Annotated in this window: 18 protein-coding genes; 7 read left to right on the top strand and 11 right to left on the bottom strand. The window is 62.4% G+C overall.

The genetic code is table 11. The features are described from left to right. The first annotated feature begins 30 nt into the window (after nucleotides 1–30). The 3 genes from M1B35_RS26040 to fba all read left to right on the top strand — a co-directional run bounded on the left by M1B35_RS26040 (nucleotide 31) and on the right by fba (nucleotide 1,920). A complete protein-coding gene (locus tag M1B35_RS26040) occupies nucleotides 31–255 on the top strand; it encodes a hypothetical protein (RefSeq protein WP_268263480.1) in 225 nt (74 codons plus the stop codon). Between the two features lie 60 nt (nucleotides 256–315). Beyond that, nucleotides 316–645: an MliC family protein gene (locus M1B35_RS26035; protein WP_268263479.1), complete on the top strand. Its 330-nt coding sequence runs from the start codon at nucleotides 316–318 to the stop codon at nucleotides 643–645. Nucleotides 646–855: 210 nt separating this feature from the next. After that, nucleotides 856–1,920: a class II fructose-bisphosphate aldolase gene (fba, locus tag M1B35_RS26030; protein ID WP_003229012.1), complete on the top strand. Its 1,065-nt coding sequence runs from the start codon at nucleotides 856–858 to the stop codon at nucleotides 1,918–1,920. A 108-nt stretch (nucleotides 1,921–2,028) separates the two neighbouring features. Here fba and M1B35_RS26025 read toward each other — a convergent pair whose 3' ends face one another. Further along, complete coding sequence (locus M1B35_RS26025) at nucleotides 2,029–2,700, bottom strand: polysaccharide lyase family 7 protein (RefSeq protein ID WP_123327575.1); 672 nt, start codon at nucleotides 2,698–2,700, stop codon at nucleotides 2,029–2,031. 306 nt (nucleotides 2,701–3,006) lie between these two features. Between M1B35_RS26025 and M1B35_RS26020 the strand changes: the two genes are divergently transcribed. The 3 genes from M1B35_RS26020 to M1B35_RS26010 are packed head-to-tail and all read left to right on the top strand — an operon-like array spanning nucleotide 3,007 to nucleotide 5,974. Continuing rightward, nucleotides 3,007–5,130 carry a putative bifunctional diguanylate cyclase/phosphodiesterase gene (locus M1B35_RS26020; protein WP_268263478.1) on the top strand — a complete coding sequence of 708 codons (2,124 nt, stop codon included), beginning with the start codon at nucleotides 3,007–3,009 and terminating at the stop codon, nucleotides 5,128–5,130. 43 nt (nucleotides 5,131–5,173) lie between these two features. Further along, nucleotides 5,174–5,674 carry a M48 metallopeptidase family protein gene (locus M1B35_RS26015; RefSeq protein ID WP_268263477.1) on the top strand — a complete coding sequence of 167 codons (501 nt, stop codon included), beginning with the start codon at nucleotides 5,174–5,176 and terminating at the stop codon, nucleotides 5,672–5,674. A 3-nt stretch (nucleotides 5,675–5,677) separates the two neighbouring features. Beyond that, entirely contained in the window at nucleotides 5,678–5,974 is a 297-nt protein-coding gene (locus M1B35_RS26010; RefSeq protein ID WP_123327572.1) for a winged helix-turn-helix domain-containing protein, read from the top strand. Nucleotides 5,975–5,998: 24 nt separating this feature from the next. Here M1B35_RS26010 and M1B35_RS26005 read toward each other — a convergent pair whose 3' ends face one another. Next, complete coding sequence (locus M1B35_RS26005; RefSeq protein ID WP_123327571.1) at nucleotides 5,999–6,451, bottom strand: GNAT family N-acetyltransferase; 453 nt, start codon at nucleotides 6,449–6,451, stop codon at nucleotides 5,999–6,001. 265 nt (nucleotides 6,452–6,716) lie between these two features. On the opposite strand from M1B35_RS26005, the gene M1B35_RS26000 reads away from it, so the two are divergent. Continuing rightward, nucleotides 6,717–7,454 (top strand): substrate-binding periplasmic protein, encoded by a 738-nt coding sequence (locus M1B35_RS26000; RefSeq protein WP_268263476.1) that lies wholly within the window; start codon nucleotides 6,717–6,719, stop codon nucleotides 7,452–7,454. A 78-nt stretch (nucleotides 7,455–7,532) separates the two neighbouring features. Here the strand turns inward: M1B35_RS26000 and yccS are convergent, their stop codons facing one another. From yccS to betI, 9 genes are all read right to left on the bottom strand, one after another. After that, complete coding sequence (gene yccS, locus M1B35_RS25995; RefSeq protein WP_123327569.1) at nucleotides 7,533–9,707, bottom strand: YccS family putative transporter; 2,175 nt, start codon at nucleotides 9,705–9,707, stop codon at nucleotides 7,533–7,535. Between the two features lie 112 nt (nucleotides 9,708–9,819). Then, nucleotides 9,820–10,998 (bottom strand): BaiN/RdsA family NAD(P)/FAD-dependent oxidoreductase, encoded by a 1,179-nt coding sequence (locus M1B35_RS25990; protein ID WP_268263475.1) that lies wholly within the window; start codon nucleotides 10,996–10,998, stop codon nucleotides 9,820–9,822. A gap of 91 nt (nucleotides 10,999–11,089) precedes the next feature. After that, entirely contained in the window at nucleotides 11,090–12,427 is a 1,338-nt protein-coding gene (gene dbpA / locus M1B35_RS25985) for an ATP-dependent RNA helicase DbpA (protein WP_259740332.1), read from the bottom strand. Nucleotides 12,428–12,658: 231 nt separating this feature from the next. Continuing rightward, nucleotides 12,659–14,086: a multidrug transporter subunit MdtD gene (gene mdtD / locus M1B35_RS25980; protein WP_123327566.1), complete on the bottom strand. Its 1,428-nt coding sequence runs from the start codon at nucleotides 14,084–14,086 to the stop codon at nucleotides 12,659–12,661. A gap of 67 nt (nucleotides 14,087–14,153) precedes the next feature. Beyond that, complete coding sequence (locus tag M1B35_RS25975) at nucleotides 14,154–15,491, bottom strand: TldD/PmbA family protein (RefSeq protein ID WP_268263474.1); 1,338 nt, start codon at nucleotides 15,489–15,491, stop codon at nucleotides 14,154–14,156. After that, nucleotides 15,491–16,933 carry a TldD/PmbA family protein gene (locus tag M1B35_RS25970; RefSeq protein WP_268263473.1) on the bottom strand — a complete coding sequence of 481 codons (1,443 nt, stop codon included), beginning with the start codon at nucleotides 16,931–16,933 and terminating at the stop codon, nucleotides 15,491–15,493. The genes M1B35_RS25975 and M1B35_RS25970 overlap by 1 nt, the downstream gene beginning before the upstream one ends. Nucleotides 16,934–17,116: 183 nt before the next feature. Then, complete coding sequence (gene betA, locus M1B35_RS25965; protein ID WP_268263472.1) at nucleotides 17,117–18,814, bottom strand: choline dehydrogenase; 1,698 nt, start codon at nucleotides 18,812–18,814, stop codon at nucleotides 17,117–17,119. Between the two features lie 149 nt (nucleotides 18,815–18,963). Next, the gene (gene betB / locus M1B35_RS25960; protein ID WP_123327562.1) at nucleotides 18,964–20,436 is read right to left on the bottom strand and encodes a betaine-aldehyde dehydrogenase; all 1,473 of its coding nucleotides are present in this window, start codon (nucleotides 20,434–20,436) and stop codon (nucleotides 18,964–18,966) included. A gap of 108 nt (nucleotides 20,437–20,544) precedes the next feature. Next, nucleotides 20,545–21,138 carry a transcriptional regulator BetI gene (gene betI, locus M1B35_RS25955; RefSeq protein ID WP_123327561.1) on the bottom strand — a complete coding sequence of 198 codons (594 nt, stop codon included), beginning with the start codon at nucleotides 21,136–21,138 and terminating at the stop codon, nucleotides 20,545–20,547. Between the last annotated feature and the right edge of the window lie 157 nt (nucleotides 21,139–21,295).

Genomic DNA, 21,295 nt, shown 5'->3' with positions numbered 1-21,295 from the left:
GACCCGTTGGCCAGGCAAAGGAGTGTTCATATGGTCAAGACGACATTGCCGTTGCTGATCGTTGCGGCGCTATTGGCGGGATGCAGCAGTGCCCCGCAAGTTGGCCCGGACGCCGAGGCAAAGCCGCCGGAGGAGGGCTGCTACCAGGCTGATTGGCAGGCCGAGACCGCTCCGGTGATCAACAAGCGTCTGGGCCCCGATGGCCTGGACAAATACGAGACACCGTCAAAGGCTCGGGAACAGGGTTGCCCTTGACGGGTCAGATTCGATAACGCGCAGTGTCGACGGCCGCGTGCCGTCGACCGAGGAACACCGATGAAAGGCTTGATCGCCCTGGCGATGCTGGGTTTGCTTGCAGGTTGCGCCAACCTGAACCTGTTCCAGTCGTCACCGACCGACCCTTGGACCACCTGGGTGTGCGATAGCCAGGCACAAGTGGTGTGGCGCTACACCGATAGCCGTCGCGAAGAAGTCGAGGTGCGTCTGGGTGGTGCCGATCAGGTGCGTCGCTTGAAGCTGGAGCCGGGTGCATCGGGTTCGTTGTACAGCGATGACATGCTGGCGTTTCACATAAAGGGTGATGAAGGCCTGGTTTACTGGGTCGCCACCAACGATTTGATCGGCCGCGGCTGCAAAGCCCCGTAGGAACTGGTTGGCCAGTGAAAGCGGCTTCAGGGACCTGTAGAGGCCTAGTGGTCCTTTCGCCGGTAAGTCGGCTCCTACAAGGCTGTATGGAATGAGCTTTACCGAATCAAACGGAGCGGGCTGACCCCCGATCCGCAATCACTTGAATAGCAGCCGCCGCTCCGGCAGGCTTGCACGATTAACGACCCTCGACCGGGAGAGACACACACAATGGCACTCATCAGCATGCGCCAGATGTTGGACCACGCAGCCGAATTCGGCTACGGCGTTCCAGCTTTCAACGTCAACAACCTTGAGCAGATGCGCGCCATCATGGAAGCGGCTGACAAGACTGACTCCCCGGTGATCGTCCAGGCTTCCGCCGGTGCTCGCAAATACGCCGGTGCCCCGTTCCTGCGTCACCTGATCCTGGCCGCCATCGAAGAATTCCCGCATATCCCGGTGTGCATGCACCAGGACCACGGCACCAGCCCTGACGTTTGCCAGCGCTCGATCCAGCTGGGCTTCTCCTCGGTCATGATGGACGGCTCCCTGGGCGAAGACGGCAAGACCCCAACCGATTACGAATACAACGTGCGCGTCACCCAACAGACCGTAGCCATGGCCCACGCCTGCGGCGTGTCGGTTGAAGGCGAGCTGGGCTGCCTGGGTTCCCTGGAAACCGGCATGGCCGGTGAAGAAGACGGCATTGGCGCTGAAGGCGTGCTCGACCACAGCCAGATGCTGACCGACCCGGAAGAGGCTGCGGACTTCGTCAAGAAGACCCAGGTCGACGCCCTGGCTATCGCCATCGGTACCAGCCACGGTGCTTACAAGTTCACCAAGCCGCCTACCGGCGACGTGCTGGCCATCGACCGCATCAAGGAAATCCACAAGCGCATCCCTAACACTCACCTGGTGATGCACGGCTCTTCGTCGGTTCCACAAGAGTGGCTGGCGATCATCAACCAGTACGGCGGCGACATCAAAGAAACCTACGGCGTGCCGGTTGAAGAAATCGTTGAAGGCATCAAGTACGGCGTGCGTAAGGTCAACATCGACACCGACCTGCGCCTGGCGTCCACCGGTGCCATGCGCCGCCTGATGGCCACCAACCCGAGCGAGTTCGACCCGCGCAAGTTCTTCGGTGCCACCGTGACGGCCATGCGTGACGTGTGCATCGCCCGTTACGAAGCCTTCGGTACCGCAGGCAACGCTTCGAAGATCAAACCGATCTCCCTGGAAGCGATGTTCCAGCGTTACCTCAAGGGTGAGCTGAACGCCAAGGTCAACTAAGCCCTAGCGTTGAATGAAAAAGCCCGCAGCGATGCGGGCTTTTTTGTGCCTGTGGATTGTGTGTCGGGGGAGGGCGATTCGCCGGCAAGCCGGCTCCTGCAACAGACGTCAGGTTTTGTTGTGGTCGATGTCCAGCTTGCTGAAGGTCACTTGACCGCCTTCGCTGGTCTTGCCCTCGTTGTCCTGGACATACACGCCGGCCTTGAAATACAGCGGCTTGTTACGCCAGGTGGCGCTGATCTTGGTATCCCACTGATTGCCAGCGGCGCTGACGCTCAAGGCGCCGCCGGGGCTCAGGTGGATCAGGTAGGAGAAATCCCGATCCAGTTTCACGTTCTCGGCGATGGTGATCACCCGACCCTCGGCATCGTCCGGGCGCAGGCGCACCTTTACTACGATGTTGCCGGCGGCTTTGCTGGTTTTGTACTGGTACTCCACCTTCACCAGCGGCTTGGTGCTGTTGTAGGCATGAATCTGGCCGATGACGATCTTGCCCGATGACGGCACCTTGTTGACCGCGAGGGTGGCGTACAGCAGGTTGTCGGCTTCGGGGTAGGTCCAGTTGCGCAGGGTGCCGTTGGAGTAGGTTTCCCGCAATTCGGTGCGCGGATAGATGGCGTTCTCTGTTTTTGAACCGGTGACCGGTGACCAAAAGAACAGAGTGCCGGTGTTGGAATGGAAATATTGATTCTTGAAGCCGCTGACCAGTTTTGGGGTGTCGATGGTGGCCGGCGGGGAGCCGACGGGAACGCTGAGGTTCCAGGTTGCCAGGTCGATCATAGTTACAGCTTCCACAATTACGGGTCGGCGAAGGCTCTAGTCTGAGCATTTGAAGGCGCCTTTATAACGTAGATGCAAGCCTTGGCGAGCGCCGTACGGCGGACGCTTGACGTCAAGCAAATGTCAAAAAGCCACCTTCGCTGTATTTGTTGGGCTTGCGGACTGACCGTTAGTCGGGAGCCATGGACTTTGGCTAAATGATGGCTTCATGACAGCTTCTGCTTTTCTGGATCCGGGTCTAGAGTGAAGACTCAGTTTTCGTGCGGTTATCCCCACCAGAGCCCTCATACAGACAAGAGAAGCAGCATGGAATGCGTGCAACCGACGCCCAATGACGGCAGCTCAGTTCTTTTGATCGTCGACGATTACCCGGAAAACCTCATCAGCATGCGTGCCCTGCTGCAGCGCCAGGACTGGCAAGTCATGACGGCTGTGTCGGGTATCGAAGCCCTGGAGTTATTGCTGCGGCATGAAGTCGACCTGGTCTTGCTGGATGTGCAGATGCCCGGCATGGACGGCTTTGAAGTCGCGCGTCTGATGCGTGGCAGCCAGCGTACACGCCTGACCCCGATCATTTTCCTCACCGCCAACGAACAGTCCCAGGACGCCGTGATCAAGGGCTACGCCAGCGGTGCCGTGGATTACCTGTTCAAACCTTTCGACCCGCAGATCCTCAAGCCCAAGGTCCAGGCCCTGCTGGAGCATCAGCGCAATCGCCGGGCCCTGCAGCGCCTGAGCCATGACCTGGAAGCGGCCCGGGCGTTCAACGCTTCGGTCTTGAACAACGCCGCCGAGGGCATCCTGGTGGTGGACGAAGAAGGGTTGATCCGCTTCGCCAATCCGGCGGTCTCGCGCTTGCTCAATGCCCAGGCCAAGGAGCTGCAAGGCGCGCCCTTCCTGGATTTCCTGCAAAAGCCCCACCTGCCGAACTGGGCCGATTCCGAGTTGTACGCCAGCTACCGCAAGGGCGAGACCTATCGCCTGCACGACGCCCTGTTGCGTACCGCGCCGGGGCAGCAGGTCGCGGTGGCGTTGTCTTGTGCCGCGCTGCCCAAGGAGCAGCAGGCGATGGTGGTTACCCTGCTGGACATGTCCGAGGTGCGGCACCTGCACCAGCAGTTGGAGTATCAAGCGGTCACCGATCCTCTGACCGGCTTGCTCAACCGCCGGGGCTTCTACCAGACGGTGGAAAGCATCCTGTTGCGCAGCGAGCGTTCGGAAAAGTCCCTGGTGCTGCTCTACCTCGACCTCGACGGTTTCAAGCGGATCAATGATTGCCTGGGGCACGATGCCGGTGATCGGGTGCTGCGCTGGGTCTCGGAGCAGTTGAAGGATTGCCTGCATTCATTCGATGTCCTGGCACGTATGGGCGGGGATGAGTTCACCGCCTTGCTGGAGCTGGAGTTCCCCGAGCAGGCGGCGAAGGTGGCCGAACGCCTGATCGAACGGGTCTCGATCTGCCAGCAGCTGGATGGCCTGGAAGTGACCATGGGCATGAGCATCGGCATCGCCATCTACCCGGATTGCGGCTCCAACCTTGAGGGCCTGATGCGCGCGGCGGATATCGCCATGTACGAAGCCAAGCGCGCCGGTCGCCAGCAGTACCGCTATTACGACCAGGAAATGAACGGCCGCGCGCGCTCGCGGTTGATGCTTGAAGAGAGTGTGCGCAGCGCGGTGAAGCGCAAAGAATTCAACCTGGTCTACCAACCCCAGGTGGCCGTCGCCGACGGTCGTCTGCGGGGCTTCGAGGCGTTGCTGCGCTGGCGTCACCCGAGTGTGGGCGATGTGCCGCCGGGGCTGTTCCTGCCGTTGCTGGAAGAGGCGCGACTGATCAGCCGCCTGGGTAGCTGGATCTATCAGCAGGGCGCTGCCCAGCGCCAGGCCTGGGAGTCGGTGTTCAGCAGCGATCTGGTGCTTGGGGTCAGCCTCAGTGCCACCCAGTTCGCCATGCCGAACCTGGTCGCGGAATTGAGGCAGGTCCTGGAGCAGCACGGGTTGCAGCCCCAGCAGTTGGAAGTCGAGGTCACCGAAGAAGCCTTGACCCAGAACCTCGACGACACCCGCAAGCAACTGCGCTTGCTGCGTGAGCTGGGGGTGCGGGTGGCCCTGGACGACTTCGGTTCGGGCAACTGTTCCCTGGCGCATCTGCGGGATTTGGAGCTCGACACCCTCAAGCTCGACCGGCACTTGATCGCCCGTCTGCTGGATTCGCCACGGGACGCGGCGGTGGCCCGCAGCGTCATCGAACTGAGTAAAGAGTTCGGCCTGCTGGTGATTGCCGAGGGGGTGGAAACCATTGAGCAGTACCAATGGCTGCAGGCCCACGGTTGTGAGTATGTACAGGGCTTCCTGGTGGCCCGCCCCCTGATCGCCAGCGATGCCAGTGGCTTTGCCCAGCCCTTTGACTGGAGCGCGCTGCAGGCTTGAATTCGCTACACTGGCGCACTTTCGTGATTGCGTTACCGCCCCCATGACCGCGCTGAAATACCTCCAGGCCTACCCGGCCGCCTTGCAAGAGCAAGTTCAACAGCTGATTGCCCAGGGGCGCTTGGGCGATTACCTGAACCAGCGTTACCCCGAACGGCATTCGGTGCAGAGCGACAAGGCGCTGTACGGCTACGCCTTGGAGCTGAAGCAGGAATACCTGCGCAACGCGCCGCCCATCGATAAGGTGCTGTTCGACAACCGCCTGGACCTGACCCACCGCGCCTTGGGTCTGCACACCACGGTGTCGCGGGTTCAGGGGGGCAAGCTCAAGTCCAAGAAAGAGATCCGCATCGCGTCGTTGTTCAAGGAGGCGGCGCCGGAATTCTTGCGCATGATCGTGGTGCACGAATTGGCCCACTTCAAGGAAAGCGACCACAACAAAGCGTTCTACAAGCTCTGCGAGCACATGCTGCCGGGCTACCACCAGCTGGAATTCGACCTGCGGGTTTATCTGACCTGGCGTGACCTGCAAAGCAAGGAGTAGGCGATGGATGTCAGCAAGACCAAGAGCAGTTTTTACCGCCGCTTGTACGTGGCCTATTTGATCGACAGCGGCCTGGCCAGCAACGTGCCGGCCTTGACCGAAGTCACCGGCATGCCCCGGCGCACGGCCCAGGACACCATCGCTGCCCTGGCCGATCTGGACATCCTCTGCGAGTTCGAGCAGCAGGACGGCGGGCGCAATCATGCTGGGCGCTACCGTATCCACAGTTGGGGGGCGATCGACAAAGGCTGGATCGAGCCCAATCTGCGGCAGATCAAGAGTGTGCTCGGCTACCCCTGATTCGCCGCTGGCCGGAGCCGGGCCTCAGGCCCGGCGCATGCCGATATGGGGAATGCCATCTTCGAGGTAGGGTTCGCTGGCCACGGTGAAACCGTAGCGCCCGTAATAGCCTTGCAAATGTGCCTGCGCCGAAAGGTAGATCGGCGTCTGCGGCCAATGCTTTTCCGCCTGCTTCAGGGCCTGCTCCATCAGTTCATGCCCAAGGCCTTGGCCCCGCGCCTCGGCCGCGATCACCACGCGGCCGATGACCACGTCGCCCCCTTGGGAGGTCGGGTCCAGCAGGCGCAGATAAGCCAGTAGCCGGTCGTCCTGCCACGCCATCAGGTGACAGGTGTCGCCTTCCAGATCCTGGCCGTCGACTTCCTGGTAGGGGCATTTCTGTTCGACCACAAAGACCTCCGTACGCAGCTGCAGCACTGCGTAGAGCTGTTCTTTGCCCAAGTCGGTGTGATGTTTGCAGACCCATTCGATTGTCATGTGTATGTCCCTTGAAAAAGCTGCACGAATACTAAGCGCCTGACCTGCGGATGTCTTGCCGGAGCCGAGCAATCCGTGAGTTAGGTCAAAATGCCATTACTTTCCCTCGCTGGGCTTTGGATTCTTTGTGTAATCTGCATCCAGGCCCAGTGAGGTGGTGTTGGTGAGCTAAGGTTAACGCCTGGCTGTTGCTGGATTGGGCCATGGGCCCGTGTCGTGTGGGCTGGAACGCGCCGGGCTCTGCGCCCGCTAAGGATCTTTAAGCATGCTGCGACGGTATCGAGCTTTGGCTTTGATCGGATTGCTGTTGCTGGGCCCGCAAGCTCATGGAGAAAAACTGCGTCTGGTGGCGGATGCCTGGCCACCGTTCACCGATGCGACCCTGGTCAATGGCGGGTTGGCCACGGACATCGTCAGCACGGCCCTGGCCCGGGCCGGCTATGCCAGCGAGTTCGAACAGGTACCGTGGGCGCGAGCCCTGTTGGGGGTGGGTGAGGGGCGCTACGACGTGCTGGTGAATGCCTGGTACAACGAAGCGCGCACCCAGTTGGGGCAGTTTTCCGCGGAGTACCTGCTTAACCGCGTGCGCTTTATCAAGCGCAAGGACACGGCACTCGAATACAACAACCTGCAGCAATTGCACGAATACCCGATTGCGGTGGTGCGCGGTTATGCCTATTCCCCCGAATTCGATGGCGACCCGCAGTTGCAGAAAGTCCCGGTGCACAGCTTTGCCATGGCGGTGCGCATGCTGGCGGCCGACCGGGTCAAGTTGACCGTGGAAGATGAATACGTGGCCCGCTATTACCTGGCCCGGGAGTCATTGCGCGTGCGTAATGCAGTGGAGTTCCTGCCCAAGCCCTTGAGCGAAAACAGCCTGCATATCCTGGTGAGCCTGAAGAACCCCAAGCATGCGCAGATCGTCGCCGGCTTCGACCGCGAGATCGCCGCCATGAAAGCCGACGGCAGCTACGACCGCCTGCTGCGCCAGCACGGGATGTAAGGGGGGAGTGGCAGGCTTTGAGCGGCAAGCGGCAAGCCAGAGCCGTTCGCGCAGTTCTTGCCGCACCTGCCGCGGCTCTCAAGCTGCCTTAATCAAATGCGCCGCCAGGGTCCGCAACGGGCCCAGCTGTCGGCAGATCAGCGCTAGCTGGGTCTGCACCAGGCGCTGACCTTCGTCGATTTCATCCGGCATCTGCTCCAGCTCGTTAGCCAAGGCTTCCTCGGCATCGCTCTGGATGGCGATCGGGGTCTTGTTGGCCAGGCCCTGGGCGATTTCGTCGATGCTCGCCGCCAGGCTGACCCCGGCGCCATTGATCAGGTGCTCCCGGACTTCCCCCGGCAACTGGGTTTCCCGGTGCGCGCCCAATCCCGACAGGTAGCTGAGCAAGGTGTGGGACAGCACCAGGAAGCGGAAACCCACGTCGGCTTCCTTCCGGAAATGCCCCGGCTCCATGAGCATGTTGGCCAGGGTGGTGGACAGCGCCGCGTCGGCGTTGTGTGCGTTGCGTCGGGCCAGGCGGTAAGCCAGGTCGTCGCTCTTGCCCGCGGCGTACTGCTGCATGATTTGCCGCAGGTAGATGCTGTTGCAGCTCAGGGTATTGGCCAGCACCTTGTTCAGGCGTCGTCCCTGCCAGTCCGGGAGGAACAGGAACACCGCCAGGCCGGCGATCAGGCTGCCGAGCAAGGTATCGAACAGCCGTGGCAGGAACAGCCCGTAACCGTCGCCTACCTGGTTGAAGCAGAACAGCACCATCAAGGTGATCGCCGCGGTGGCCAGGGTGTAGCGCGTGGTGCGGTTGGTAAAGAACACCACGCCGGCGGCAATCGCGAACAGCGACTGCACCAGCGGGCTGGGGAACAGGTCGAACAGGGCCCAGGCGATGGTCAGGCCGATGGCGGTGCCGATGATCCGCTGGCCCAGCTTGCGCCGGGTGGCACCGTAGTTGGGCTGGCAGACGAACAGCGTGGTGAGAATGATCCAGTAGCCCTGGGACGGGTGGATCAAGTGCACCATGCCATAGCCGATGGTCAGCGCCAGCGGCAGGCGCAAGGCGTGGCGGAACAGCAGCGAGGTCGGCGTCAGTTGGGTGCGCAGGCGGGTCCAGACATCCTTGAAGTTGCGCGGCGAACGGTCCAGCAGGCTGCTGTCGGTGGCGTCGGCCAGGGCATCGGGGTTGCTGGCGTCGCTGAGCAGGCGGTCGAGGGTGCCGAGGTTGGCTGCCAGCGCACGCAGGGAGCGCAGCAGTCCGCGCCAGGCCGGGTTGCTCTGGATCCGCAAGTGTTCCAGGGACGCGTGCAGGTCACCCAGGGCTTCGGCAAAGCTGGCGTCATAGACGAACGGCTGGCGCAGTTGGATGGATTCCGCCAGGGCGCGACAGGCCTTGCCCTGCTGGCGCAACAAGCGCTGGCAGCGGAACAGCACGTCGCTGTGGAAGAACGCGTCGGTCAGGGCGTTATAGGGGTAGTGGGATGAACTGGCACGCTCGTGGATGTCCTGGGCAAGGAAGTACAGCTTCAGGTAGCGGCTGACTTTCGACCCCGGCCGGCCATTGCCCACCCGGTGCAGGATGATTTCCTTGGCGGCGTTGAGGGCCGCCACCACCTTGCCGTTTTGCTGGGCCAGCTCCAGGCGCCGGGCTTCCACATCCAGCTGCCGGATCGGTTCGAACAGGGATGACTTGAGCTTGAGGTAGAAACCCAGCTCACGGAACAGCCGGGCCAGGCTCTGCTGCACCGGCTGATTGGAAAACAGTGCCTGCCACAGTACGGAGAGCAGGCCATACCACGCGGCGCCGGCCACCAGCAGCACCGGCTCGTGCCAGAAGTCGATCACCGCGCCGCCGCGCTGGTCCACACCGATCATGGTGTAGACCGAGAGGATCAGGGTTGCCGAGGCGATGGCGCCGTAGCGTTCACCCAGGGCACCGAGCATGGTCAGGCCGAAACTGGCCAGGGCCAGGGCGATGACGAAAATCCACGGGTAGGGGAACAGCAGTTCCACGGACAGGGCGGCGACGCTGAAGCACACCAGGGTCACGGCCAGGGCATTGAGGCGGCCCTGCCAACTGTCGTCGGTCTCGGCCAGGGCGCTGGCGATGATTCCCAGGAACAGCGGGATCAGCAGGGCCATTTCATCCTGGTACCAACACAGGGCCATGCTGCCCGTCAGGGCGATGAAGACCCGCACGCTGTAGCTGAATTTATCCAGCGCCCAGAGGCGGCGCAGAGACTGATGAAAGGAGGTCGATGCCATGGAAGGGAAGAGGCCTGCGGCTAAGCGATTGATCTAAATTGAGGGAGTTATGACGGCGATGCAATGGCGCCGTCACCTTCTCCAGCAAAATTTGTTCCTTGATCGAACCCTTTTACACGTATTGCGCGGCGGCGTAGCCCGAGGCCCAGGCCCATTGGAAATTGAAGCCGCCCAGATGCCCGGTCACGTCCAGCACTTCGCCGACAAAATACAGCCCCGGGCTTTTCAGGGATTCCATGGTCTTGGACGAAACTTCCCGCGTGTCCACCCCGCCCAGGGTCACTTCGGCGGTGCGGTAGCCCTCGGTGCCCGCAGGGATCAAGGTCCAGCGCCCCAGCTTGTCGGCGATCTCGGCGATTTCGGCGTGGGTGTACTGCTTCATTGGCTTGGAGGCGAACCAGTTGTCCGCCAGCAAGTTGGCCATCTTCTTGGTGAAGATTTCCCCAAGCAGGGTTTTCAGTTCGCTGTTGGGCCGTTCGGCCTGCTGCTGTTGCAGCCAGCCGTGGGCGTCATGGTCGGGCAGCAGGTTGATCTCGATGCTGTCGCCCGGCTGCCAGTAGGAAGAAATCTGCAGGATCGCCGGGCCGCTGAGGCCACGGTGGGTGAACAGGATGTTCTCGCGGAAACTCTGCTCGTTACAGCTCACCAGGCAGTCCACCGAGGTGCCCGACAGCTCGCCACACAATTCCTTGAGCTGGTCGGTGATGGTGAACGGCACCAGGCCGGCACGGGTCGGCAGCAACTCATGGCCGAACTGCTTGGCCACCTGATAACCGAAGCCGGTGGCGCCCAGGGTCGGGATCGACAGGCCGCCGGTGGCGATCACCAGGGACTGGCACTGCACCTGGCCGAGGGTGGTTTGCAGCAGGTAGCCAGACTCCAGCTTCTCGATCTGCTGGATCGAGGTATCCAGTTGCAGCTCGACGCCGACCTGGTCGCACTCGTCGAGCAGCATGCCGAGGATGTCGCTGGACTTGTTATCGCAGAACAGTTGGCCGAGCTTCTTCTCGTGGTAAGGCACGCCGTGCTTGGCCACCAGGCCGATGAAGTCCCACTGGGTGTAGCGGGCCAGCGCCGACTTGCAGAAGTGCGAGTTGTGCGAGAGGAAGTTGGCCGGCTCGGTGTACATGTTGGTGAAGTTGCAGCGGCCGCCGCCGGACATGAGGATCTTCTTGCCGGCCTTGTTGGCGTGGTCCAGCAATAGCACCTGGCGTCCTCGGCCGGCCGCAGTCAGCGCGCACATCAAGCCTGCGGCGCCAGCGCCAATGATCACGACTTCGGTAGAACGCAAAACGGTGTCCTCTTGGTGGGGCGCGACAAAACAAACTGTGGGAGCGAGCCGGCTCGCTCCCACAGGGGATCTCCTTTGGATGGAAGATCAGTTACAAAACACGCACGCGCAGCGAACGGCCCTTGATCTTGCCGTTGTTCAAACGCTGCAGCGCCTGCATGACCACGGTGCGTTCAACCGCCACATACGACTGGAAGTCGAAGATCGCAATTTTGCCGACCTGGGCGCCCGGGATGCCGGCGTCGCCAGTCAGTGCACCGAGAATATCGCCCGGACGCACTTTGTCCTTGCGCCCGCCAGCGATGCACAGCGTGCTCATCGGTGGCTGCAGCGGGGCGCCGCCCTGGGACTTGAGGTTGTCGACCTGATCCCAGTTCAGCGGGGCTTTCTGCAGCTGTTCGATGGCTTGCGCGCGATGGGCTTCGGACGGTGCGACGAGGCTGACCGCGATACCTTTTTCGCCAGCGCGACCGGTACGGCCAACGCGGTGAATGTGGATTTCCGAATCGCGGGCCAGCTCGACGTTGATCACCATGTCCAGCGCATCGATGTCCAGGCCACGGGCGGCCACGTCGGTGGCGACCAGTACCGAAGTGCTGCGGTTGGCGAACATCGCCAGCACTTGGTCGCGGTCACGCTGTTCCAGATCGCCGTGCAGGCCGACGGCGGAAATGCCTTTGGAGGTCAGGTGATCGACAGTTTCCTGTACTTGCTGCTTGGTGAAGCAGAAAGCGACGCAGGAAGCCGGGCGGAAGTGGTGCAGGACCTTGGTCACTGCGCTCATGCGTTCTTCCGGGGAAATCTCGTAGAAACGCTGTTCGATCTGCGTGTCGTCGTGGAACGCTTCGGCTTTTACCGTCTGCGGATCACGCATGAATTTCGACGCTAGTTGCTTGATGCCCACTGGGTATGTGGCGGAGAACAGCAGGGTCTGCCGGCGCGATGGGGTCTGCTCGATGATGTCTTCGATAGCGTCGTAGAAACCCATGTCGAGCATGCGGTCGGCTTCGTCGAGGATCAGCGTGTTCAGGCCATCAAGCACCAGCGAACCCTTGCGCAGGTGTTGCTGGATACGCCCCGGGGTGCCGACGATGATGTGCGCGCCGTGCTCCAGGGAAGCGATCTGCGGGCCGAAGGACACGCCGCCGCACAGGGTCAGGACCTTGATGTTGTCTTCAGACCGGGCCAGACGACGGATTTCCTTGGCCACCTGATCGGCCAGCTCGCGGGTTGGGCAGATCACCAGAGCCTGGCAGCCGAAGTAGCGCGGGTTGATCGGGTTCAGCAGGCCGATGCCGAAGGCGGCGGTTTTGCCACTGCCGGTCTTGGCCTGGGCGATCAGGTCCATGCCCTTGAGAATCACCGGCAAGCTTTGCGCCTGGATCGGCGTCATCTGGGCATAACCGAGTGATTCGAGGTTAGCCAGCATGGCGGCTGACAGGGGCAAAGTATTAAAAGCGGTGGCAATGGTGGTCACGGGACTGGGCCTGCAAAACAAAATGTCGCGCAGTGTATCAGTCCCGCTCCCTCAACCTGCAAATTCTGGACGAGCAGCCACCCGACACCACGCCTATGTCGCACGTAGGAGCTGGCTTGCCAGCGATGGCGGTTTCAACAGCGCTGCAAGCCTCAAGCTTTCAAGCCGGCTCCTACAGTGTGGCTAGTGTTCGATGTGTTCTTCGACTTTGCGGGCTCGGCGACCGTCGGTGGGGGAGAGCTGGAGGAAGATACCCGCCGCCAGCATGGCCATGATCCCCACGGTGAGGAAGGTCAGTTGAAAGGCCCCCAGCACGGTCTCCACGCCGTCGTTGCCGACCTCGGCGGTAAAGCCGCCGAGCAGCGCACCGGCACACGCCACCCCCAGGCTCAGGGACAGTTGCGCGACCACCGAGAGCAGGCTGTTGCCGCTGCTGGCGGAGGCGTCGTCGAGGTCGATCAGGGTCACGGTGTTCATGGCCGTGAACTGCAGCGAGTTGATCGCCCCCAGTAGTCCGAGCATGGCCAGCAGCAACGGGTAGGGTGTCTGTTCACTCACCAGGCCCATGCAGGCCAGCATCAAACCCAGGGCCAGGGTGTTGCCGGTCAGCACCACGCGATAACCCAGGCGCTCGATCAGTGGCCGCGCCACCGACTTGGCCAGCATTGCCGCCGCCGCCAGGGGCAGCATGCTCATGCCTGCCTGGGACGGCGAATATCCTAGCGCCACTTGCAGCAGCAGCGGCACCAGGAACGGCAGGGCACCGCTGCCCAAGCGAGCGAACAGGTTGCCGAGAATGCCCACGGCAAAGGTCCGTACCTTGAACAGCGACGGGGCGAACAATGGGTTGTCGATGTGCACCGCCCGCAGCCAGTACGCCGCCAGGCACGCCAGGCCGCCGAACAGCAGCAACATCACCCGCAGATGGGGCAGGTGCAGTTCACCCAGGCCCTCCATGGCGATGGTGATGAGCACCATCGCCGCGCCGAACAGCAAGAAGCCCGGGCCGTCGAAACGCGTGCGTTCACTGCCGCGCAGGTCCGGAATGAAGCGCCACACCGCGTAGCAACCAATAGCGCCCACCGGCAGGTTGATCAGGAAGATCCAGTGCCAGCTCAGGTACTCCACCATCCAGCCGCCCAGGGTCGGGCCCAGCAGCGGCCCGAGCAAGCCGGGGATGGTAATGAAGCCCATGATCCGTACCAGCTCGGAGCGCGGGTAGGCACGCAGCACCACCAATCGCCCCACCGGCAGCATCAGCGCACCGCCCAGGCCCTGGATCACCCGGGCGCCGATCAACAGGCTCAGGGAGTTGGACAGGGCGCAGAGCAGCGAACCGATGCTGAACAGCAAGATCGCGCCAAAGAAGATGCGCTTGGTGCCGAAGCGATCAGCGATCCAGCCCGAGGCTGGAATCAGCAGGGCCACGGTGAGCATGTAGGCAATGATCACGCCCTGCATGCGCAGCGGGTTTTCCGCCAGGTCCCGGGCCATGGCTGGCAGCGCGGTGTTGAGGATGGTGCCGTCCAGGGACTGCATGAAAAAGGCGATTGCCACCACCCACGGCAGCCAGCGGGTGGTGGTGGCGTCAAGAACCGGGCGGTTGGGCATGGGACCTCTTCAGGGCAGTAACCGGTTAGGCAGCGTCAAGCTGCAAGCTCGCTGCTTGCAGCTGATTTCATAAGGTCAAGGTCAGGCGGCTGACTAGGGCGCCGGGCAGTTCCATAGAGCCGGTCTGCCGCTGGCTGTAGGTGCTGGCGGACAGAATCAGCTCGCGCTCGCGGGTCAGGGCCTCAAGCTGGGTGCCGAGCAAACTGTAGACGCTGTCATCGAAGCGCATGGTGCTCACCGGTGCCTGGATCTGCCCGTCTTCCACCCAGAAGGTGGCGAAGCGGGTCATGCCGGTCAGGCGCGCCGCTGGCTGGTCCGAATAGTTCAGGTACCACAGGTTGCTGATGTACAGGCCGGTGCCCAGTTGCCGCAAAACCTCTTCCTGCGGTAACTGCCCGGGCGCCATGTTCAGTGCGCTGGGAGACTCGCCGGCATCGGCGCCGTTGGTGGTCAGGCCGTACTCGGCGGCGCTGCGGGAGTTGATCAGTTGATCCCCGGCGGCGCCTTGGGCGATCAGCGCCAGGTCACTGCGCGGATAACCTTCGTCGGAGAACGCCGGGCTCAACGAGCCGCTGACCTGCTCACCGAGGGAGACCAGGGGGCTGAGGCGAGCGTCGCCGGCATAGAGCTTCTGCAGCGGGCTGTGTTTGCTGGCAATGGCCTGGGCCGAGAAGCCGCCCCAACTGAGCATGCCCATGATTTCTTCCAGGGCCGCCGGCGCCAGGTAGGCCCGGTACTGCCCCGGGGCCAGGGTGCGCAGCGGCCGGCCAAGGAATTCCAGTTGCTGGCGCGCCTGCTCGAAGCGTCGGGCGAAGTCCTCGCTGTTCCAGGCATGCCCGGCGTAGCTGGCTTTCACCGCTTCGCCGTTCGCGTGGAACAAGCTGAAGTCGAAGTTGAAGCTGTTGGCCTGGTGCCAGCCGAAAGCCCCCGAAGAACTGGCGAAACCGCGGCTGATGGGGCCGGCGGCGTAGAAACCCACCAGGTCCAGCCCAGCGGCGGCACGGCCGATTTCGGCCACCACCTGTTCGCTGCCCGGCAGCGGGTGCTCCTGCACATTGCGGGTCTGCCAAGCGTTGTGATTGAGCAACAGGTACGGGTCCTTGGGCAGCAGGGGCAAGGTGTCCCGCAGTTGTTGCAGGCCTTCGGCGAGGCGCTGTTGATCGACCTCAAGATCGCCGGCCAAGGTGATGTCCAGGTCGGCGTGGCGGCCGTTGTCGATCAGCTTGAAGCCCAGGCTGGCCTGTTGCACCTGGCCGGCCTGACGCACTTGGGCGTGGTTGAAGCGGATGAATTCCGAGGCTTCGGCGGCGTAGCTCAGGGTGAACTGTTCCGGCTCGCGCAGGGCATCCTGCAGCCAGGCGACCAAGGCTTTGAAGTGCGTAGCCTGATTTTTGGACGGGCTCATCAGGCGTCTCCTCCGAATACATCAATCTTGCTGAACACGCAGGCTGGCGAGGCATGGCCGACGCGGATCACCTGGTTCGGTTCGCCTTTGCCGCAGTTCGGCGTGCCCAGGACCTTGAAGGTGCCGGCATCGCCCACGGCGCTGAGGTTGCCCCAGAAACGCGCGGAGATGCCCCGGTAGTTGGGGTTCTTCACCACGCCCTTGAGTTCACCGTTTTCGATCAGTTGGCCCCATTCGCAGCCGAACTGGAATTTGTTGCGTGCGTCGTCGATGGACCAGGAACGGTTGGTGGACATCAGGATGCCGTGCTCGATGTTGCCGATCAGTTGCTCCAGGGGCTGGTCCCCTGGCTCGATATTGAGGTTGGCCATGCGGTCGATGGGTGGGCGGTTCCAGCTGCAGGCGCGGCTGTTGGCCACGCCGTCGAGGCCGGCCCGGTATTGCGAGAGGGCGCCGCCGAGGGGGCGGACCAGCAGGCCTTCGCGGATCAGGAATTGTTTGCTGGCGGCGCTGCCGTCGTCGTCATGGCCGTAGCTGGCGAGCTGTTCGGGGATGTCCGGGTCGAACGTCACGTTGAGCAGGCTGGAGCCGTATTGCAGGTGGCCGAAGTCGCTGGTCTTGACGAAGCTGGTGCCAGCGTAATTGCGCTCGTCGCCGAGGATCCTGTCCAGTTCCAGGGGGTGGCCGATGGACTCGTGGATCTGCAGCATCATCTGGTCAGGCATCAGCAGCAGGTCCCGTGGGCCCTGGGGCGTGTTGGGCGCCAGCAGTAATTGCAGGGCCTGGTCGGCCACGTGGGGCGCGGCGCCTTGCAGGCCGCAACGGCTGATCACGTCGGCGCCGCCCTGCTGGCCGAAGTTCTCGCGGCCAAGGCTGCGGGTCTGGCTGTCATTGCCGTCGTAGGCGGTCACATCCAGGCCGGGGTAGACAAAGCGCTGGGCCTGGCGCAGCTCAGCGCCGGCGCTGTTGAGGTAAATCTGCTCGACGTGGGTGATGCCAATGCTCACTTGCCAGTTCACCAGGCGGTCGTCCCGGGGCACCGAGGCCGATTCTTCCCCCAGCAGTTGGTAGCACTCGCTGAGAGACGGGAAGGGCTGCTCTAGGTTCGGCGAAAAATAATCAGCCCGATCACTGGAAACCGCTTGCTGGCGCAGGTCCAACAGGGCGTGGTCGGCGATTAGCCGGGCTTGCTGTTCGGCGCGCTCCAGGGCGGCCTGGAGCCCGGTCTGGGACAGGTCGTTGGTGGCCGCATAGGCTTCGACACCCTTCACACGCACGGTGAGCATGGCGCCTTCGTCGCGTCTCAGGCTGGGCGGTTCCGCGACGTTCTTGCGCACCGAGAGGTACTGGCCCGACTCGCGCACGTAACGCAGGGAAAAGAATTCGGCGCCCGTGCGCAAGGCAGCGAAGCGCTGCTTGAGCTGGGGGTGAAAGTCGAACATGCGGGGACCTCCTTGTGACACGCGGGGGCTGCCTGGCTTTGATCGCCGGCATGCCGGCTCCTACAGGAGCTTTGGGGAAGGCGACTAGATTAGGCCGCTGAAGGGCGCAGGATCAAGCGGGGGAATGAGGCGGGGGCAACGAGGTGAAACGGCGCCGACCCTTGCGGTCGACGCCGATGTTGCTTACTGCGCGGTCGGGCTCACTTCACGCAGCGGCTTGCCACGTACCGGTGCTTCACCGGCCACGTAGTAGTCGGCAGTGCTGCGTGGCAGCGGCTGGCGACCACGGATCTTGTCGGCGATTTTCTCGGCGATCATGATCGTCGGTGCGTTGAGGTTGCCGGTGGTGATGATCGGCATGATCGAGGCATCCACGACGCGCAGACCTTGCATGCCATGCACGCGACCTTCGCCATCGACCACGGCCATCTCGTCGGTGCCCATCTTGCACGAGCAGGACGGGTGGAACGCGGTTTCGGCGTGCTCGCGGATGAAAGTATCCAGTTGCTCGTCGGTCTGCACTTCGATGCCCGGGCTGATTTCGCGGCCACGGTATGGGTCCAGCGCTGGCTGTTGCATGATTTCCCGGGTCAGGCGGATGCCGTCGCGGAATTCCTGCCAGTCCTGCTCGGTGGCCATGTAGTTGAAGAGGATGCTTGGGTGCTGGCGCGGGTCCTTGGACTTGAGCTGCACGCGGCCACGGCTCGGCGAACGCATGGAGCCCATGTGCGCCTGGAAGCCGTGCTCTTTTACCCCGTTGCTGCCGTTGTAGTTAATCGCCACCGGCAGGAAGTGGTACTGGATGTTCGGCCATTCGAACTCTTCGCGGGTACGGATGAAACCACCGGCTTCGAACTGGTTGCTGGCGCCGATACCGGTGCCGTTGAACAGCCACTCGGCACCGATGGCCGGCTGGTTCCACCACAGCAGCGATGGGTACAGCGAGACTGGCTGGGTGCAGGCGTATTGCAGGTACAGCTCCAGGTGGTCCTGCAGGTTTTCACCCACGCCCGGCAGGTCGTGGACCACCGGGATGTCCAGGCTTTCCAGGAGCTTGGCCGGGCCGACGCCGGAGCGTTGCAGCAGTTGTGGCGAGGCGATTGCACCGCTGCACACCAGCACTTCCTTGCGCGCGCGGGCTTCCACGCGTTCTTCGGCGGCGCCGACCAGGTAACGCACGCCTACGGCACGCTTGCCTTCAAACAGGACTTTGTCGGTCAGGGCGTGGGTGACGATGGTCAGGGTCGAACGCTGCTTGGCCACGTCGAGGTAACCGCGGGCGGTGCTGGCGCGACGACCTTTAGGGGTGACGGTGCGGTCCATCGGACCGAAGCCTTCCTGCTGGTAGCCGTTCAAGTCTTCGGTGCGCGGGTAACCGGCCTGCACGCCGGCTTCGACCATGGCGTGGAACAGCGGGTTGTTGCCGGCTTTGGGCGTGGTCACGCTGACCGGGCCTTCGCCACCGTGGTAGTCGTTGGGACCGATGTCACGGGTTTCCGCTTTTCTGAAGTACGGCAGGCAGTTGAGGTAGTCCCAGTCTTCAAGACCTGGCAGCTTGGCCCAGTTGTCGTAGTCCATGGCGTTGCCGCGGATGTAGCACATGCCGTTGATCAGCGACGAGCCGCCCAGGCCCTTGCCGCGACCGCATTCCATGCGACGACCGTTCATGTGCGGCTCTGGATCGGTTTCGTAGGCCCAGTTGTAGCGACGGCCTTGCAGCGGGAACGCCAGGGCCGCCGGCATCTGGGTGCGGAAGTCGAAACGGTAGTCCGGGCCGCCGGCTTCCAGCAGCAGGACAGTGACGCCGGCGTCTTCAGTCAGACGGGTCGCCAGGGTGTTACCGGCAGAGCCGGCACCCACAATGATGTAGTCGTATTCCATGAAGCATCCTCCGGATGCAGCGACAAGCTTCACGCTTCAAGCTGCAAGAGAAAAACAGTGAGCGATTAGGCTCTCTGAGAGTCGGGTGGTCGCTGCAAGCAAATGCCTTGGCCTTTGCTTGCAGCTTGTCGCTAGTTGCTTGCGGCTGCTCAGAACACCGAGACGTAATCGCCCAGCTCGACCTGTACCGACTTGATGCGGGTGAAATTGTTCAGCGAGCTGATTCCGTTTTCACGGCCCACGCCCGACTGCTTGTAGCCGCCGACTGGCATCTTGGCGTCGGATTCGCCCCAGGCGTTGATCCAGCAGATACCGGCTTCGAGTTGATGAATCACGCGGTGGGCACGGTTCAGGTCTTTGGTGACCAGGCCGGCAGCGAGGCCGAAGTCGGTGTCGTTGGCACGACGGATGACTTCTTCTTCGGTTTCGTAAGTCAGGATCGCCATCACCGGGCCGAATATTTCTTCGCGGACGATGGTCATCTCGTCGGTGCAGTCGGTGAATACGGTCGGTGCAACAAAGGCGCCTTTGGCGAATTCGCCTTCGGTCAGGCGTTCGCCGCCGCACAGTACGCGGGCGCCTTCTTCCTTGCCCTTGGCGATGTAGCCCAGCACGCTTTCCATGTGGGCGAAGCTCACCAGCGGACCGAAGTTGGTGTTTTCGTCTTCCGGGTTGCCGATGCGGATGCGCGCTACACGTTCAACGATCTTGGCTTCGAACGCGGCTTTCAGGTGGCTCGGTACGAACACACGAGTGCCGTTGGTGCAGACCTGACCCGAGCTGTAGAAGTTGGCCATCATGGCGGTGTCGGCGGCGCGATCCAGGTCGGCGTCGTCGAAAATGATCAGCGGGGACTTGCCGCCCAGTTCCATGGTCACGTCTTTCAGCGAGGAGCTGGAAGCGCTGGCCATGACTTTCTTGCCGGTGTCGGTGCCGCCGGTGAAGGAGATTTTTTCGATGCGCGGGTGCTCGGTCAGCCAGGTACCGACTTCACGGCCGCTACCAGTGAGAACGTTGAACACGCCATCCGGAACGCCGGCTTCGGTGTAGATCTCGGCCAGTTTCAGGGTGGTCAGCGAGGTGACTTCGCTGGGCTTGAAGATCATCGCGTTACCGGCAGCCAGGGCTGGCGCGGATTTCCACAGGGCGATCTGGATCGGGTAGTTCCAGGCGCCGATACCAGCTACGACGCCCAGAGGCTCGCGACGGGTGTAGACGAAAGAGGTGGTGCGCAGGGGGATCTGCTCGCCTTCGATGGCGGGCACCAGGCCTGCGTAATATTCCAGCACGTCGGCGCCGGTGACGATGTCGACATACTTGGTTTCGGAGAACGCCTTGCCGGTGTCCAGGGTTTCCAGAGCGGCCAGTTCGTCGTTGCGCTCACGCAGGATTTCGACGGCGCGACGCAGGATGCGCGAACGCTCCATGGCGGTCATGGCGGCCCAGATTTTCTGGCCTTTTTCGGCGCTGACCACGGCGCGTTCAACGTCGGCTTGGGTGGCACGTTGCACTTTGGCGAGAACTTCACCGTTAGCCGGGTTGATGGCGTCGAAGGTGGCATCGCTGCCAGCGTCGCTGTAGCCGCCGTCAATGTAGAGTTTTTGCAGTTCGAAACGGGCCATAAAGTCCTCGCAAGTGCATAAGTGGTTGGCGTTGACCGCTGGGGTGAGCCTTAAGGTTCTGGCAACACCGATCAGCAGCAGTTCAGGGGTTGAGCGTTTATGTGGGCTCTAACTCACCTGCTTGGCCAATTGGAAATCCATGTATTCGTAAGCGATTCGCTGCGCCTGCTCCGTGTCGAAAGCGTCTCCCGACAGCGCGCCACGCAACCACAATCCGTCGATCAGGGCGGCCAGGCCCCGGGCTGCGTTGCGTGCATCATCCAGAGGCAGAACGCGGCGGAACTGGCAGCACAGGTTGGAATACAGGCGGTGATCGTTGATCCGCTGCAACCGGTGCAAAGACGGGTGGTGCATGCTGGTGGCCCAGAAGGCCAGCCAGGTTTTCATTGCCGGGCCATTGACCTGGCTGGCGTCGAAGTTGCCTTCGATAATCACCTGCAGATGAGCCCGTGGGCTGTCATCTGTCAGCGCCAGTCGGCGCGCGGTGACGTTCTCTATCAGGACATTCATCAGGTACCGCATCGTGGCGGCGATCAGGCCGTTCTTGTCCTGAAAGTAATGACTGATGATGCCGTTCGAGACACCGGCCAAACGGGCGATCAGCGCAATGCTGGCGTCCCCCATTCCGACCTGATCAACCGCCTGTAGTGTGGCTTCGATCAATTGCTGGCGGCGTATGGGTTGCATACCGACCTTGGGCATCTTGCACCTCTCCTTAGGCCCGCCGGCAGACGTAATACGGCTGTCGGCAACTGGGCCAGTCTATTTTGTTTTGATTGAACGTTCAATCAACAAAGAATAAGCTCTGCGACAAATCGTCGCTGCCTGAGGGGTTCACCTGCTCGCAGACGACGGAAAA

The sequence above is a fragment of the Pseudomonas morbosilactucae genome (assembly GCF_023241665.1).
Taxonomy (GTDB): Bacteria; Pseudomonadota; Gammaproteobacteria; order Pseudomonadales; family Pseudomonadaceae; genus Aquipseudomonas; species Aquipseudomonas morbosilactucae.
Note: the sequence above shows the minus strand (reverse complement) of the source record. Positions and strands in the feature narration are given on the sequence as shown.